Source organism: Arcobacter sp. (assembly GCF_050300555.1).
Classification (GTDB): Bacteria; Campylobacterota; Campylobacteria; order Campylobacterales; family Arcobacteraceae; genus Arcobacter.
The window spans coordinates 112,768-127,543 of record NZ_JBNKXY010000009.1; the positions used below are offsets into that span (position 1 = coordinate 112,768).

Genomic DNA, 14,776 nt, shown 5'->3' on the forward strand with positions numbered 1-14,776 from the left:
TAATATAAAAAAGAAATTTTATGGTTACATTGAAAATTTTTATCCAAGATATGAAGCTTTTTAAGGTACAAATCTTGCATTGTATAGAAAAAGGAAAAGAAATGGACATACTTAAAAAAGCTTATGATTGGGCATATACATATGAGTTTACACCTATTGAAATAGAGTATGCAGGAAAGTTAGCACTTAAGATGCTCGATGACTCTTGCCAAATGTCAAGCGAAGAGCGAAAAATGTTTTTTTATGTATATGATGGCATAACAGATAGAGAAGATATCATATTAGATGATGATATGAATAGACTAATACTTCTTGCTCGAGATAGAGCAACAATTTATTCTAAACCAGAGTTTGCAAATATAGTTCATGCTTGTAAAGAAGATATCATACCAAATATGCTAAAAGTTCATATGAAAGCTTTTAAAAAAATGGTTAGAGAAAATCTTTACTAATTATTATATATAATCATCAATTTATTAACTTTAAGTTAAAATCCCTTTTATAACAAATTTGAAGGATTTTATATGCCATTATTAGATAGTTTTAAAGTTGACCATACAATTATGCCAGCACCTGCTGTTAGAGTTGCAAAAACAATGAAGTCACCATCAGGTGATATTATTACTGTATTTGATTTAAGATTTTATGCACCAAATAAAGCAATGATGGGAGAAAAAGGTATTCATACATTAGAGCACCTTTTTGCTGGTTTCATTAGAGAACATTTAAACTCTCCTACTGTTGAAATTATTGATGTTTCTCCAATGGGTTGTAGAACTGGTTTTTATATGAGTTTACTTGGAAATCCAAAAGAAGAAACAGTTGCTGATGCTTGGGAAGCTGCTATGAAAGACGTTTTAAATGTTGCAAAACAAGAAGATATCCCAGAATTAAATATTTACCAATGCGGAACTTGTAATATGCACTCACTAGAAGAAGCAAAAGATATAGCAAGAGATATCTTATCTCACAAAATTGGAGTAATGTCAAATGAAGAGCTTTATTTATCTGATGATAAACTAGCATCTTTAGGAAACTAAGAAAGTAAAATTAAGAGATATTTTTATATCTCTTAAAATCCACATGAATAAACCAATCCAAACAATAGATGGCTCAAATACTCTATTTTCCACTAAATACAATCAACACTTTCACGACTTAAAAACAGGCGCTATAAAAGAGTCTTTAAACAAACATGTTATTCCAGCACTTTCATTAAAAAAAGATTCAAAAAATCTAAAGATTTTGGATATTTGTTTTGGCATTGGGTATAACACTTTTTCTACTATTTATTATATTTTAGAAAATAATTTAGATATCTGCTTAGAGATTTATTCTCCTGAATTAGATGAAGAGTTAATAAAGAGTTTAGATAAATTTGATTTCCCAAAAGAGTTTGAAAAAATAAAACATATCATTGACTCTATTGCAAAAAATTTTTCCTATGAAGATGAAAAAATCAAAATCAATGTTTTTATAGGTGATGCTAGAGAATATATTAAAACCTTAGAGCATATAGATATTATATTTCAAGATGCCTTTTCTAGTGAAGTAAATAAAGAGTTATGGAGTGTAGAATATTTTCAAGATATTTTTAAACTTTGTAAAAGTGATGCAGTTATGACAACCTATTCTATCTCTACAAATGTTAGATTATCCATGTATGAAGCAGGCTTTTTCATATATGAAATAAATCCAAGTGGAAATAGAAAACAGACAATTGCACTAAAAAGTAAAAAAGATATAGAAGCAAAATATATAGATATGGAATTAAAAAAAAGTAGAAATAAAGAAGCTAAAGCATTTTATGATTAGATTATTATTTCTTTTTATTCCATTTATTTTAAATGCAAACTTTGAGTATAAAAACTTCAACTATATTAAATATTTACAAGGTAACATACCAATTATTATCTCTGCACCCCATGGGGGAGATTTAAAACCTGAGCATATTCCAAATAGAACATATGGGAAAAAAGGTAGAGATAAATATACAGACCTTTTGGTACAAGATATTGCCTTGGAATTTTTTAATCAAACAGGCAAATATCCCTATATAATAATTTTAGAATTAAGCAGAAAAAAACTAGATGTAAATAGAGAAATAAAAGAAGCTACACAAGAAAATGAAACAGCAATAAATATTTATAATACTTATCATTTTACTATTGAGAATTTTATAAAAGAAATAAATCAAAAATTTGGAAAAGGTTTATTTATTGACCTACATGGTCACTCTCATCCAAATAGTTATATTGAATTTGGATATTTATTAAGTAATGATATTTTAAAACTTTCAGATAATGAAATAGCAAAATTCCAAAAATCATCAAGTATAAAAAACCTATCTTTAACTTCTAAAAAAACTTTTATTGAACAACTAAAAGGTGAAAGCAGTTTTTCTGGAATAATGTCAAAAAAAGGGTATAAAACTATTCCAAGTAAAAATATTCCTTATGCCTTAGATGATAAATATTTTAAAGGAGCATACAATACAAAAAAATATGGCTCTTTTAATGAAGAAAACATAAATGCTGTTCAAGTTGAATTACCTAGACTAGGATTTAGAGACACCCAAACAAATAGACAAAAATTTGCAAAAGATTTTGTAAACTCAATTATTGAGTTTATGATGATTCATTATGAAATCAATTTAAGATAATTTAGCTTTGAACTAAATTATCTAGTATATATCTCTCTAAATCTTTTTTAGGGATTTCATCTTTCATTGCCCTATGAAAAATCTCTTCGATTTTAAATCTATATTCATCATATGGGAAATAAGGGAAATGTATCTCCCATGCTTTTCGTATAACTTTATTTGCCATTTTATCTTTTATCCAGATTCTAAAAAAGTTGAACCAAATAAAAATAATCGCTGTAAATATAATAGAAACTAAAATTGAAGCATGGGCATCAATTTTTGCAAAAAGAGTATGCGCAACTAAAGCTAATGGAATTACAAAAATAGAAACAAGCATAATATATACAATATATGCTTTTCCAATACTAAGTCTAAATCCCAATTTTGCTGCATCAACATGCATTTTTTCATTATGCTGAACATTTGCTACTAATAAATCTTTTAATAAAACCGGTTGCTTAGAAGTACTAAAACAAAAATTTAAAATTTTTTCTAACAAGTTTATTCCTAATGATTATATATGCCGTTGATTTTATCTAAAATTTACTAATACCTATTTAAATTATTTACTTATGAAAAAAGATTTACAAAAATCATTGATAAAGCACAAAGTATAAGAATAGCTCCCATAATAATATTAAACATACGTAATTTAAAATCCGTATCAAATATTTTTGTAACTTTACTTCCAATAAGACCCCAAAATGACAGTGACAAATAACAAACAACAAAATATATAATTACAAAAATAGCAAACAACTCTTGAGATGAATACATAGATACAACTGAAATACAAGCAATCCATGCCTTAGGATTTAGCCATTGAAGTAAAAACCCTTCATAAAATTTTAAATTTACATTATCGGATTTGTTTATTGATAAACTTGGTTTTGAAGTTAAAATCTTATATCCCATATACATAATAAATGTAAATCCAAAAACTTCGACATATAATAAAATATCTGGATAAAGATTTATTATCTTAGACAGACCAAAACCAATAGCTAACAACAAAAGAATAAATCCAATAGTTGCACCTGATATAAAACTAAATGTTCTAGCAAATCCATTGTTTATACTTGAAGTTATTATCATCATATTAACAGGACCAGGAGAAATAGACATCACCAAAGAAAAAGAAAACATTGTCAAAAAAATTGCAAAACTCATATATTTTCCTAAATAAAATTTAGAAAAAGTATATATTTTTTTTAAAATAATTTATTGTACAAAATTGAGTCTATACTCTTTTGGTGTTGTTGCAACTATTTTGACAAAATTTTTATGAAAATGGCTTTGATCAAAAAAACCACACTCTAAAGCCGTATCAACTATAGAAGTTCCCTCTTGTAATAACTCTTTAGCTCTATTTATTTTTAGATTTATTAAAAAGGCATGAGGTGTTAAGTTTATTTTGGATTTGAAAAGCCTAATTATATAATAAGGATTTAAATTAAAAATTTTTGATAACTCTTCAATTGAAATATTTTCTTTATAATTTTTCTGTAAAAATAAAACTATTTCATCATACTCTTTATTTATAGTTGGTACTTCACTTTTATCTAAAAAAAGAGAAAAAAATCTTATAAAAAAATCAATTAAAACATCTTCCTTATCTAAAATATGATTATCCGAGAAAAGAAATTTACATAGACTTAAGTACTCATTATAAAAAGCTTTATCATCTAAAATATCCACAGGTATATTTACAAAATCACTAACCCTATCATCAATACTTTTTTGAATATCTCTACACCAAGCGATATCTAAATACAGCATATAATATATATTTAATACCTCAGTACAAGAATTACAAGAGTGAACAGCATACGGATTTACAATGCTTAGACCACTACTATCATCTAAGGTATAAACTTTATCGTTGTTAGTATAAACACTAAGCCCTTGTTCATTTATACCAAGGGAAAAAGTATCGTGAAAATGTTTTTTATAGTGCTTATTTGAGTTAGAATATCGAAGTTCTAAAAAAGGTAATTTTTTATCTTTAAATATTTTTGTAAATGTTTTTTTCATGTGTAATTATATTTAAATGTATAAAATAAATAGGTTAATTAGATATAATACTTTATGAAATATTTATGGCTTCTTATTTTTATTACTATTTTTATTTGGTCAGGAATAAACCCAAAAGATCAATTTACTTGGGCTTTAGAAGTATTTCCTGCAATTTTAGGTTTTTTAATCCTTGCTTATACTTACAAATCTTTTAGATTGACACCACTTACTTATACTCTTATACTTATTCACTCTGTTATCTTAATGGTAGGCGGTCACTATACTTATGCTGAAGTTCCTTTATTTGACACTATTAAAGAACTACTAAATCAAAGTAGAAATAACTATGACAAAGTAGGCCATTTTGCTCAAGGTTTTATTCCTGCAATAATTGCAAGAGAAATACTTATACGAAAAAATATAATTACATTTCCAAAATGGAGAAACTTTTTTATAATCTGTTTCTGTCTAGCATTTTCTGCTTTTTATGAACTTATAGAGTGGTGGGTTGCTTTATTAAGTGGGACAGATGCCACTGCATTTTTAGGAACGCAAGGCTACATTTGGGATACCCAAAGTGATATGGGCTTTGCACTTTTAGGAAGTTTTGTTGCTTTATTAACTTTAAGCAAATATCACGATAAACAGTTATATAAGTAAGAATCAGCCAAAAGTGGCTATTCTTTTTTCATGATGTACATTGAGTTTACTATCAAAGTCAATAAAATAATACTCCCACCTACAAAAGTATAAGAACTTGGTACTTCTTTTAAAATCATCCAAACCCAAATAGGTCCCATAACTGTTTCAATAATTAATAAAAGACTTACTTCACTTGCATTTATAAATTTTGTACCATTAAATATCAAAACCCTTGAGAATGGTGTAATTATCAATCCCATTACAGCTACAACACTTAGATTATAAAAATCTATTCTTATAGTATCACTTACAAAATATGCTATTATTGCTAATGCCATTCCAGTCATAGCTGTCAATGCTATTCGGTTTATTTTTGTATGTTTTGCCATAAAAACAAAAGATAAAGAAAACGTCATTGTGCATAAAAGGGCTAAAAGATTACCCTTTAAACTACCTACTCCTATCTTATCATTAAAAATTATAAGAAGACCAATAATCATAAAAAATGATGCAATAAGAACATTTATTTTTATTCTTTCTTTATAAAATAAATAAGAGAAAAAAGATGTAAATAAAGCTCCTGTACCTATGATAAGCACAACATTTGCAGCTGTTGTACTTTTTATAGCCCAAATAAAAAATATATTTGCACTACCCATTAATATTCCGCATAAAATAAAAATATAAAAAGATGTTTTTGTAACTTCTCTTACAATATCCCTTTGTTTTATTAATAATGTTATCATCATAGATAGAAACATACATATTCCAAGATAAAAAGAAAAAGTAAAAGGTGAAATGGAAGTTAGCTTTATAAATAAAGACTCAAAACTCATTATCAAAACACCCAAAGCAGTTATTAATATACCTTTTGTATTGTTGTTCATATATTCTCGATTGTTTAAATTTCAATTTCGTAAAAAACTAAAAGAGACCACTCATAATTAAAACTTGAAATAGTCAATTTTGGTTTAGTTCAAGGCGGAGTTGTAAATTTATGAAGGAGCTTACTATAAGTAAGTGAGTTTATAAATTTTCAACTTCAACGCAGAAATTAGCCAAAAGTGGCTATTTCTTTCTAAATATTGTAGTAGTTAGCTTTATGATGTGGCACCACTATAGCACAAGTTGATTGTTCTGGATCTATTTGGAAAGTTTCACTTAAAGTTATTCCAAACTCTTCAGGCTTTAATAAATCAAATATATCCCTACTTTGTTCCAAATCAGGACAAGCAGCATATCCAGGAGAGTATCTACACCCTACATACTGTTTCATTTGAACATCATTTAAAGTATGTCCTTCTTTTTGAACTATATCAAGGTCAAGTCTTATTTGCTTATGAATTACCTCAGCTAAAGCTTCTGCAAGTTCAACTCCCAAACCATGAATTTGATGATATTTTGAAAACTCACTATTTTGATAAAGTTCATTTTCATAAGATGTCAATTTCAAACCTGAACTAGCAAGTGTAAAGGCAACCACATCCAATCTATCATTTGCAAAAAAATCAGCTATACATCTATGTGGTGCTTTTGTTTGTCTTGGGAACTCAAATACTTTTATAGCCTTTTCCAAAGGAGGTACGTTTTGTGCCTCTTTTAAACTATGAAAGGCATACTCTTCGTCAAAAATATAAAGTTTATTGTCATGGGAAATACAAGGATAATAACCATAAATAGCAATTGGATCAAAAATATTTTTTTCAAAAAACTCTTCTTTATATTTTTCATATAACGGTTTTACCACATTTTCTTCATGCTCTAAAAACTCATCTGCTTTCATTGCACCTTTTTTATATCCCCATCTTTGTCTAAATAAAACCCTATGATTTATCCAAGAAAAAATCAAATCTTTATTTAATAAAGCTTTATTTTGAGTAACTCTTCCCCAAAGTGGTGGAAATGTAAAATCAGCTTTTGGAGGTAGTTCTATTTGCTCATATGGAGGAATAAGCACCTCTTTTTTCTCTTTTTTAATATCATCTTCATCTTTTATCAAATCAGCGGCAAGTTGTGTATTAAGTGAATCTCCAGACTCAATTCTTTGCATAGATACAACTCCATCAAAGGCATCTCTACAATAAAATATTGGACCATCATATAAAGGTCTGCAATACTCATTTACAAATGATTTAGTAAGTGCTGCTCCTCCTAAAAGTACAGGTATATCAATACCTTGTCTTTTAAGTTCTTCAAGATTATCTTTCATAACTGCTGTTGATTTTACAAGTAATCCACTCATACCAATAGCCTGTGCTTTATGTTCTTGAACAGCTATAATAAAATCATTAATATCAGCTTTTATTCCTATATTTATTACTTTAAATCCATTGTTACTTAAAATAATATCAACCAAGTTTTTACCCACATCATGAACATCACCTTTAACTGTTCCAATTACAAGTACTGTTTCACTAGCTTTTTCTTCTTTTGGTAAATATGGATTTAAAGCATCAACTGTTGCTTTCATAGTTTCAGCACTTTGAAGTACAAATGGTAACTGCATTTGACCTGAACCAAAAAGTTCACCTATGATTTTCATACCATCAATTAACCACTCATTTACTATGATTTCTGGATTTACATTGTGTCTTAACTCATCAACTAAAGGTAAAAGTCTATCTTTGTCCCCATCCAATAAAAGTTTTTTTACTTTATCTATTGGCTCTAATTTTTGATACTCTTCATCACTTTGGTCTTCTTGAGCATCAACATTTGAAAAATGGTCAATAAATTTAAATAAAGGGTCACCATCTTCTTGATTATTGAAAATCAAATTATCACAAGCCTTTCTGTCTTCTTCTGTGATTTTATTTAATGGTAAAATATGTTTAACATTTACAATGGCACTTGTAAGTCCTGCTTTTACACAATGGTCTAGATAAATAGAGTTTAGATAAATTCTAGCTTTTGTATCAAGTCCAAAAGAGATATTTGAAAGTCCTAATGTAGTTCCCACTTCTGGATGAAGTATTTGAAATTCTCTAATTGCTTCCATAGTCTCAATACCAGCTGTTCTATACTCATCATCTCCACTTCCTATAGTAAAAGTAAGCATATCAAAAACTAAGTCTTCAGGATTAAATCCATGTCTATTCACACATAAATCATAAATTCGCTCAGCAATTCTTACTTTATCTTCTTTAGTTTTTGCCATTCCTACTTCATCAATAACTAAACAAACAAGTGCAGCACCAAATTTTTTGGCAAGTTTACACACCGCATCAAACTTCTCTTCCCCATCTTCAAGGTTTACAGAGTTAATAATACATCTTCCACCTATTTGTTTAAGTGCTGCTTCTAAGGCCTTTATTTGCGTAGAATCAGGCATCAAAGGAAGTGAAACTTTTTGAGAATAAAGTTCAACCACCTTATCCATATCTCCTGTTTCATCCCGTCCAGCAAATCCAACACTTACATCAATAATATGAGCTCCTGCTCGCACTTGCTGTTGCCCAACAGATAATGTTCCTTCATAATTATTATCTTTAAGTAATTCTCTAAAAGCTTTTGAACCAGTAGCATTACTTCTCTCACCTATTAGTAAAGGAGCTGGATCTTGCTTTAAAGGAACTGTATTAAAAAGTGATGCCAAAGAAGCCTTTAAAAAGCCACTTGGTGCTTTTGGTTTTACACCTCTTACTTTATTGGCTAAAGCTTCAATATGTTCAGGTGTTGTACCACAACAACCACCTAAAAATGATACTCCATTTATATCTAAGAAACTACTTTGTAGTTCAGTAAACTCCTCAGGTCCCATTGGATAATATGAAACTCCACCTTTATTTTGAGGAAGTCCTGCATTTGCATGAACTGAAATTGGAAACTTACAAACTTCACTTAATGTTTTTACGTGCTTGTGAACTTGTTTTGGTCCAGTACCACAGTTAAATCCTAAAGATAAAATATTAAAAGGACTCATTATAGCTGCTATTGTCATAGCATCTGTTCCTATTAACATAGTTCCAGATAATTCAATAGTTACAGATACCATTACAGGAATTTCTGGGTGAGTATCATTTAAAGCATGAAGAGCAGCTTTTATTTGAAGTGGGTCTTGACAAGTTTCAAGTAAAAATATATCACATCCACCATCAGCTAAACCATTTGCTACTTCTTTATACCCATCATACATCTCATCATATCTAATATGTCCTAGTGATGGAAGCTTTGTTCCAGGTCCAATAGAACCTAAACAAAATCTAGGCTCATCAGCTGTTTCATATTTGATACAAGATTTTTTTACAAGTTGCGCACCTAATTTAGATAATTCATAAGCTTTTGAAGAGATTCCATACTCATCTAGTACCCATGGCATTGTTCCAAAGGTATTAGTTGAGATTAAATTTGCACCTGCTTTTGCATAGGCATCATGAATCCCTTCTAAAATCTCAGGTGCAGTTTCATTAAGAAGTTCATTGCACCCTTCTAAATCTTGGTTATCATACTTCCATGCTTCAGGTTTTACCTTTGAAGCTTGAAGCTGTGTTCCCATAGCTCCATCTATAATCAGTACTTTATTTTTAATTATTTCATCTATTTTATTTTTCATTATATTTATTATCTCTTATTTATTCTTCAATATTTAGTGATAGAGTGTACTAAAAAGTTTGTTAAATACCTGTTAAAATCAAATCTTTTGCGCTATTAGCCTTATTACACTAGCTTCACCTTGATGACCAGTTCCTTCATTTAATTCTACAATTACCTCTTCTAGTTTATGTATTTTTAACTCTTTAATATTATCTTTAAAATCATCAACACTATATAATAATTCTAAATCTTTTGGACCACCACTATTTTTTTCAATTTGATTTTTTGAAAAAACTTCCACCACAAAAAAACCCTTCTCTTTAAGTGAATTTTCTACTTTTTTTAACAATATTTTCAACTCTTCAATTTTTAAGTGCATAAAAGTAAACAGTATAGCTCCATATTTTTTTTCAGGTTCCCAATTATTTATATCTATACATGTAGTTTTAACTTCAACATTTTCCAATTTACTTTGTTCATAAAGTTTATTTAATCCAACATCAGATGCGTCAATAGCCTCAACTTCATAACCTTTTTTGGCAAGAAAAATTGCATTTCTCCCCTCTCCTTCTCCTAAACATAATACTTTTTGACTTTTTTTAAAATTATCATAACAATATTTTATAAACTGATTTACCTCTAAACCATACAAATATCCGTCCCTAGAAAACTTACTATTCCAAAATTCTTGTTGATTCATACTTTCCCTCATTTTTATCTAGCTATTTGTACAATATTTTAAATTAAAATTATATCAATAAATCTTTAAATGCAACTAAGTCGCATTTAATATTTCCTGTTATATTATTCCATTTATGCAACTAAGTTGCAAAATTAACAATAGGAAAGAAAATGAAATTTATATTTACACTATTTGTCTTGATAAATATTATCTATGCAAAAACAAATATAGTGGTTAGTATTTTACCCCAACAAACATTTGTTGAAAAAATCGGTGGAGAAAAGGTAACTGTAACAACTATGGTTAAACCAGGGAGTGATCCTCATACCTATGAACCTAAACCATCACAAATGAAAGCTATTTCTAAAGCACAAATATATTTTCCAATTAATTTAGAATTTGAAAATAATTGGTTAAATAAATTTAAAGAACAAAATAAAAATATGCAATTTGTCGATATGACAAAAAATATTGAATTAATTCCAATGCAAAAGCATTCTCATGGTGAAAAAGACCATAATATGGAAGCCCTTAATGAAGAAAAACATGAACATCACCATCATGAAGAGAAAGACCCACATATTTGGACTAGCCCATCAAATGTAAAAATAATGGCAAAAAATATTTACGATACATTAATAAAAAATGACCCAATAAATCAAGAATATTATAAAACAAACTATATGAATTTTTTAGATGAGATTAATAAAACTGATAAACAAATAAGAACCCTATTTCTAAATTTACCTGCAAATTCTAAATTTATGGTTTTTCATCCTTCTTGGGGATATTTTGCAAAAGAGTATGGATTAATACAATTACCAATTGAAGTTGAAGGAAAAGAACCAAAACCTAAAATGCTTCAAAATATCATAAATGAAGCAAAAGAAGAAAAGGTAAAAGCTATTTTTACTCAACTAGAATTTTCTGATAAAAGTGCAAAGACAATCGCTGAACAGCTTAATATTAAAGTATTAAAACAAACACCTCTAGCTGCAAATTGGTCTGAAAACCTAATTCAAATGGCAGAAGCCATTTCAAATCACAAATAAAATTTATTTAAAAATCTCTCTTTTATATTTAAAGAGAGATTTTATTACTTAACATTATAAATTTTCTTACTTCTGTGTATTACTTATTTTTATATATAACCTTATTTATTCACTTTTGTTTAATCAAAACTTCGATAGACTATTTATCAAAAATTTAATATAGGAAAAATAGGATGACAGAAGCAAAATACATCTGGATGGATGGTAAATTTGTTGATTGGCAAGATGCTAAAGTTCATGTACTAAGCCATACTTTACATTATGGTAATGGTGCAATTGAAGGAACAAAAGCATACAAAACTCATGATGGAAGATGTGCTATTTTTAAATTAAAAGAACATACAAAAAGATTGCTAAACTCTTCTAAAATGACTTTAATGGATGTTCCATTTACAGAAGAAGAATTAAATAAGGCACAAGTTGAATTATTACAAAAAAATGAATTAACACAAGGTGCTTATATTAGACCTCTTGTATATTTAGGTTATGGTGTTATGGGATTATATCATAAAGATGCACCAGTTAATGTTTCTGTTTCAGCATGGGAATGGGGTGCATATTTAGGTGAAGAAGGACTAAAAAAAGGTGTTAGAGTTAAAATTTCATCTTTTACGAGAACTCCAAATACATCAGGTATGGGAAAAGCAAAAGCAGTTGCAAACTACCTAAACTCACAAATGGCTAAATATGAAGCTGTAGAAGCTGGATATGATGAAGCACTTTTAAGAGATGATCAAGGTTATATTGCAGAAGCATCAGGAGCTTGTTTCTTCATCGTTAGAGATGGTGTAATTATCACTCCTCCAAATGATAACTCATTAGAATCAATTACTCAAGCAACTGTTATTGATTTAGCTCGTGACTTAGGTTATGAAGTTGTAAGAAGAAGAATTACAAGAGAAGAAATTTATATTGCTGATGAGGCATTTTTTACTGGAACTGCTGTAGAAGTAACTCCTATAAGAGAAGTTGACTGTAGAGTTATTGGAGCTGGTGAAAGAGGTCCAATAACTGAAAAACTTCAAAGTGGATATTTTGATATAGTTCAAGGTAAAAATGAGAAATATGTTAAATATTTAACTTACATTAACTAAGTAGATTTTCTACTTAGTTGAGATACAAAAGATAAAATTATTTAGTTTTATCTTTTGTGTTTCAAAAAATGGAACAAAAAAATTTAAAGATATTTAAGGATATTAATGCCAATAGATAATGATTATTTTAAAAATAGACAACAGAAGAACAGTGGTGGGGGTTCTAATGGAGGTGGTGGTTATCAACCACCTTTTGAAGCTCCTGAATTTTTTAAAAATTTTGGTAAAAAAGCAGGTTTCATCTATGCAATTATACTTATAGTAGTTATGCTATTTGTACTAAAACCATTTGTTATTATAGAATCTGGGCAAGTAGGTATTAAAGTAACTGCTGGAAAATATGAAAGTATGCCATTAAATCCAGGATTTCATATTTATATTCCAATTATTCAAAAAGTAATTGTGATTGATACAAAAGTTAGACTTATCAACTATTCAAGTGTTGAACAAATGGGTGGTTTTGATGCGGGGATTAAACTTAATCCAGCAATTAACATCCTTGATGCAAGGGGATTACCTGTTTCTATTGAATTAACAGTTCAATATAAACTTACAGCAGATGGAGCTCCAACTACTATTGCTAACTGGGGTCTTTCATGGGAAGAAAAGATTATAAATCCTGTTGTAAGAGACATTGTTAGAAATGTTGTTGGAACATATACAGCTGAAGAATTACCAACAAAAAGAAATGAAATAGCAATTAAAATTGAAGATGGTATTAGAGCAAACATTGAAAAACTTGATGGTAAACCTGTTTCTCTTTTATCAGTTCAATTAAGAGAGATTGTACTTCCTCCTAAGATTAAAGAACAAATTGAAAGAGTTCAAATTGCTAATCAAGAATCTGAAAGAGTAAAATATGAAGTTCAAAGAACTAAACAAGAAGCTGAAAAAAGAGCTGCTAAAGCTGCTGGTGATGCTGAAGCAAACAGAATTGAAGCTAAAGGTAGAGCAGATGCTGTAACAATTGAAGCTAAAGCTCAAGCTGCAGCAAATAAGGTAATTGCTGAGTCTTTAACACCAAATTTACTTAAAATGCAACAAATTGAAGTTCAAGGTAAATTTAATGAAGCACTTAGAGAAAATAAAGATGCTAAAATCTTCTTAACTCCTGGTGGTTCTACTCCAAATATTTGGGTAGATACAAAAGATAAAGCTGTTAATTCTTCGATAAATAAATAATTTAAAGCAAGGATTACCCTTGCTTTAATCTTCCAAAGGTACTCCAATGAATATTGATAAAATTGACTGGGAAAAAATGAACGACTTAGTTCCAGTTATAACTCAAGAATATAATACTAATGAAGTTCTTATGCTTGCTTATATGAATAAAGAAGCCTTAGAATTAACTCATAAAACAAAATATGCTCACTACTTTAGTCGAAGTAAACAAAGGCTATGGAAAAAAGGTGAAGAATCCGGTCATACACAAAAAGTTCAAGAAATTTTAATTGATTGTGACAATGATACAATTTTACTTAAAGTAATTCAAGAAGGTGTAGCATGCCATACTGGAAGAAAATCATGCTTTTTCACAAATTTAGAATCAGATACTATTATCAGTAATGTTGAAGTAAATATGAATGAAACTTATTCGGTTTTAGATAATTTATATCATACGATTTGTGAAAGAAAAAATGATGATCCAAAAAAATCATATACTGCAAAACTTTTAAATGGAAAAGAAAATTCAATGCTTAAAAAAATTGTTGAAGAAGCAGGCGAATTTACATTTGCTGTAAAAGATAATGATACAGAAGAAATGATTTATGAAGGAGCTGACTTAGTTTATCATTGTATGGTTGCATTAGCGAGTAAAAATATATCTCCTGATAGAATTAAACAAGAATTAACAAGAAGATTTGGAATGTCAGGAATTGAGGAAAAAAATTCAAGAATAGAAGAGTAATATTACTCTTTATTCCGTACAAAAAGTTTAATAATAAAACTTAAACCCATAAATAACAATAAACCAACTCTCACAATAATTATAATTTTATGCAAAAAGCAAATCAAACTAAATGAATAAAAATAAATGGTGCTCACAGTAGGAGTTGAACCTACAACCTTTCCCTTACCATGGGACTGCTCTACCATTGGAGCTATGCGAGCT

The 14,776-nt window shown here is 28.7% G+C and carries 15 protein-coding genes and 1 tRNA gene; 9 read left to right on the top strand and 7 right to left on the bottom strand.

Annotated features, from left to right (window positions below; genetic code table 11):
* The first annotated feature begins 101 nt into the window (after positions 1-101).
* From ACQY5W_RS08535 to ACQY5W_RS08550, 4 genes are all read left to right on the top strand, one after another.
* The gene (locus ACQY5W_RS08535) at positions 102-452 is read left to right on the top strand and encodes a hypothetical protein (protein WP_428024535.1); all 351 of its coding nucleotides are present in this window, start codon (positions 102-104) and stop codon (positions 450-452) included.
* Between the two features lie 72 nt (positions 453-524).
* On the top strand, positions 525-1,040 hold the full coding sequence (gene luxS, locus ACQY5W_RS08540; RefSeq protein ID WP_428024536.1) for an S-ribosylhomocysteine lyase: 516 nt from the start codon (positions 525-527) through the stop codon (positions 1,038-1,040).
* Positions 1,041-1,083: 43 nt separating this feature from the next.
* Positions 1,084-1,815: a tRNA (5-methylaminomethyl-2-thiouridine)(34)-methyltransferase MnmD gene (locus ACQY5W_RS08545; protein ID WP_428024537.1), complete on the top strand. Its 732-nt coding sequence runs from the start codon at positions 1,084-1,086 to the stop codon at positions 1,813-1,815.
* A complete protein-coding gene (locus ACQY5W_RS08550) occupies positions 1,808-2,662 on the top strand; it encodes a hypothetical protein (RefSeq protein WP_428024538.1) in 855 nt (284 codons plus the stop codon). Before ACQY5W_RS08545 ends, ACQY5W_RS08550 begins: the two co-directional genes overlap by 8 nt.
* Position 2,663: 1 nt before the next feature.
* On the opposite strand, the gene ACQY5W_RS08555 is transcribed toward ACQY5W_RS08550, so the two are convergent.
* The 3 genes from ACQY5W_RS08555 to ACQY5W_RS08565 all read right to left on the bottom strand — a co-directional run bounded on the left by ACQY5W_RS08555 (position 2,664) and on the right by ACQY5W_RS08565 (position 4,678).
* A complete protein-coding gene (locus ACQY5W_RS08555; protein ID WP_428024539.1) occupies positions 2,664-3,143 on the bottom strand; it encodes a hypothetical protein in 480 nt (159 codons plus the stop codon).
* 71 nt (positions 3,144-3,214) lie between these two features.
* Positions 3,215-3,814: a LysE family translocator gene (locus ACQY5W_RS08560; RefSeq protein WP_428024540.1), complete on the bottom strand. Its 600-nt coding sequence runs from the start codon at positions 3,812-3,814 to the stop codon at positions 3,215-3,217.
* Positions 3,815-3,865: 51 nt separating this feature from the next.
* Complete coding sequence (locus ACQY5W_RS08565) at positions 3,866-4,678, bottom strand: AraC family transcriptional regulator (protein ID WP_428024541.1); 813 nt, start codon at positions 4,676-4,678, stop codon at positions 3,866-3,868.
* A gap of 54 nt (positions 4,679-4,732) precedes the next feature.
* Between ACQY5W_RS08565 and ACQY5W_RS08570 the strand changes: the two genes are divergently transcribed.
* Positions 4,733-5,320, top strand: coding sequence for a DUF2238 domain-containing protein (locus ACQY5W_RS08570; protein ID WP_428024542.1), 588 nt, complete (start codon positions 4,733-4,735; stop codon positions 5,318-5,320).
* A 17-nt stretch (positions 5,321-5,337) separates the two neighbouring features.
* Here ACQY5W_RS08570 and ACQY5W_RS08575 read toward each other — a convergent pair whose 3' ends face one another.
* From ACQY5W_RS08575 to ACQY5W_RS08585, 3 genes are all read right to left on the bottom strand, one after another.
* Complete coding sequence (locus ACQY5W_RS08575) at positions 5,338-6,189, bottom strand: DMT family transporter (RefSeq protein WP_428024543.1); 852 nt, start codon at positions 6,187-6,189, stop codon at positions 5,338-5,340.
* 191 nt (positions 6,190-6,380) lie between these two features.
* Entirely contained in the window at positions 6,381-9,854 is a 3,474-nt protein-coding gene (gene metH / locus ACQY5W_RS08580) for a methionine synthase (RefSeq protein WP_428024544.1), read from the bottom strand.
* A gap of 78 nt (positions 9,855-9,932) precedes the next feature.
* Positions 9,933-10,535 carry a class I SAM-dependent methyltransferase gene (locus ACQY5W_RS08585; RefSeq protein WP_428024545.1) on the bottom strand — a complete coding sequence of 201 codons (603 nt, stop codon included), beginning with the start codon at positions 10,533-10,535 and terminating at the stop codon, positions 9,933-9,935.
* Positions 10,536-10,687: 152 nt separating this feature from the next.
* On the opposite strand from ACQY5W_RS08585, the gene ACQY5W_RS08590 reads away from it, so the two are divergent.
* The 4 genes from ACQY5W_RS08590 to hisIE all read left to right on the top strand — a co-directional run bounded on the left by ACQY5W_RS08590 (position 10,688) and on the right by hisIE (position 14,572).
* Entirely contained in the window at positions 10,688-11,569 is an 882-nt protein-coding gene (locus tag ACQY5W_RS08590) for a metal ABC transporter solute-binding protein, Zn/Mn family (protein WP_428024546.1), read from the top strand.
* A 173-nt stretch (positions 11,570-11,742) separates the two neighbouring features.
* Positions 11,743-12,663: a branched-chain amino acid transaminase gene (locus tag ACQY5W_RS08595; protein WP_428024547.1), complete on the top strand. Its 921-nt coding sequence runs from the start codon at positions 11,743-11,745 to the stop codon at positions 12,661-12,663.
* A 105-nt stretch (positions 12,664-12,768) separates the two neighbouring features.
* Positions 12,769-13,845 carry a prohibitin family protein gene (locus tag ACQY5W_RS08600; protein WP_428024548.1) on the top strand — a complete coding sequence of 359 codons (1,077 nt, stop codon included), beginning with the start codon at positions 12,769-12,771 and terminating at the stop codon, positions 13,843-13,845.
* A 46-nt stretch (positions 13,846-13,891) separates the two neighbouring features.
* Positions 13,892-14,572: a bifunctional phosphoribosyl-AMP cyclohydrolase/phosphoribosyl-ATP diphosphatase HisIE gene (hisIE, locus tag ACQY5W_RS08605; RefSeq protein WP_428024549.1), complete on the top strand. Its 681-nt coding sequence runs from the start codon at positions 13,892-13,894 to the stop codon at positions 14,570-14,572.
* 127 nt (positions 14,573-14,699) lie between these two features.
* Here hisIE and ACQY5W_RS08610 read toward each other — a convergent pair.
* A tRNA-Thr gene (locus ACQY5W_RS08610) sits at positions 14,700-14,775 on the bottom strand.
* Position 14,776: the final 1 nt, after the last annotated feature.

What these genes read in the sequence shown, in the direction of transcription:
- ACQY5W_RS08595 (WP_428024547.1), top strand. Translation starts at nt 11,743, where the DNA reads ATGACAGAAGCAAAATACATCTGGATGGATGGTAAATTTGTTGATTGG.
- ACQY5W_RS08590 (WP_428024546.1), top strand. Translation starts at nt 10,688, where the DNA reads ATGAAATTTATATTTACACTATTTGTCTTGATAAATATTATCTATGCA.
- ACQY5W_RS08570 (WP_428024542.1), top strand. Translation starts at nt 4,733, where the DNA reads ATGAAATATTTATGGCTTCTTATTTTTATTACTATTTTTATTTGGTCA.
- hisIE (WP_428024549.1), top strand. Translation starts at nt 13,892, where the DNA reads ATGAATATTGATAAAATTGACTGGGAAAAAATGAACGACTTAGTTCCA.
- luxS (WP_428024536.1), top strand. Translation starts at nt 525, where the DNA reads ATGCCATTATTAGATAGTTTTAAAGTTGACCATACAATTATGCCAGCA.
- ACQY5W_RS08560 (WP_428024540.1), bottom strand. Translation starts at nt 3,814, where the DNA reads ATGAGTTTTGCAATTTTTTTGACAATGTTTTCTTTTTCTTTGGTGATG.
- ACQY5W_RS08550 (WP_428024538.1), top strand. Translation starts at nt 1,808, where the DNA reads ATGATTAGATTATTATTTCTTTTTATTCCATTTATTTTAAATGCAAAC.
- ACQY5W_RS08585 (WP_428024545.1), bottom strand. Translation starts at nt 10,535, where the DNA reads ATGAATCAACAAGAATTTTGGAATAGTAAGTTTTCTAGGGACGGATAT.
- ACQY5W_RS08600 (WP_428024548.1), top strand. Translation starts at nt 12,769, where the DNA reads ATGCCAATAGATAATGATTATTTTAAAAATAGACAACAGAAGAACAGT.
- ACQY5W_RS08565 (WP_428024541.1), bottom strand. Translation starts at nt 4,678, where the DNA reads ATGAAAAAAACATTTACAAAAATATTTAAAGATAAAAAATTACCTTTT.
- ACQY5W_RS08545 (WP_428024537.1), top strand. Translation starts at nt 1,084, where the DNA reads ATGAATAAACCAATCCAAACAATAGATGGCTCAAATACTCTATTTTCC.
- metH (WP_428024544.1), bottom strand. Translation starts at nt 9,854, where the DNA reads ATGAAAAATAAAATAGATGAAATAATTAAAAATAAAGTACTGATTATA.
- ACQY5W_RS08575 (WP_428024543.1), bottom strand. Translation starts at nt 6,189, where the DNA reads ATGAACAACAATACAAAAGGTATATTAATAACTGCTTTGGGTGTTTTG.
- ACQY5W_RS08535 (WP_428024535.1), top strand. Translation starts at nt 102, where the DNA reads ATGGACATACTTAAAAAAGCTTATGATTGGGCATATACATATGAGTTT.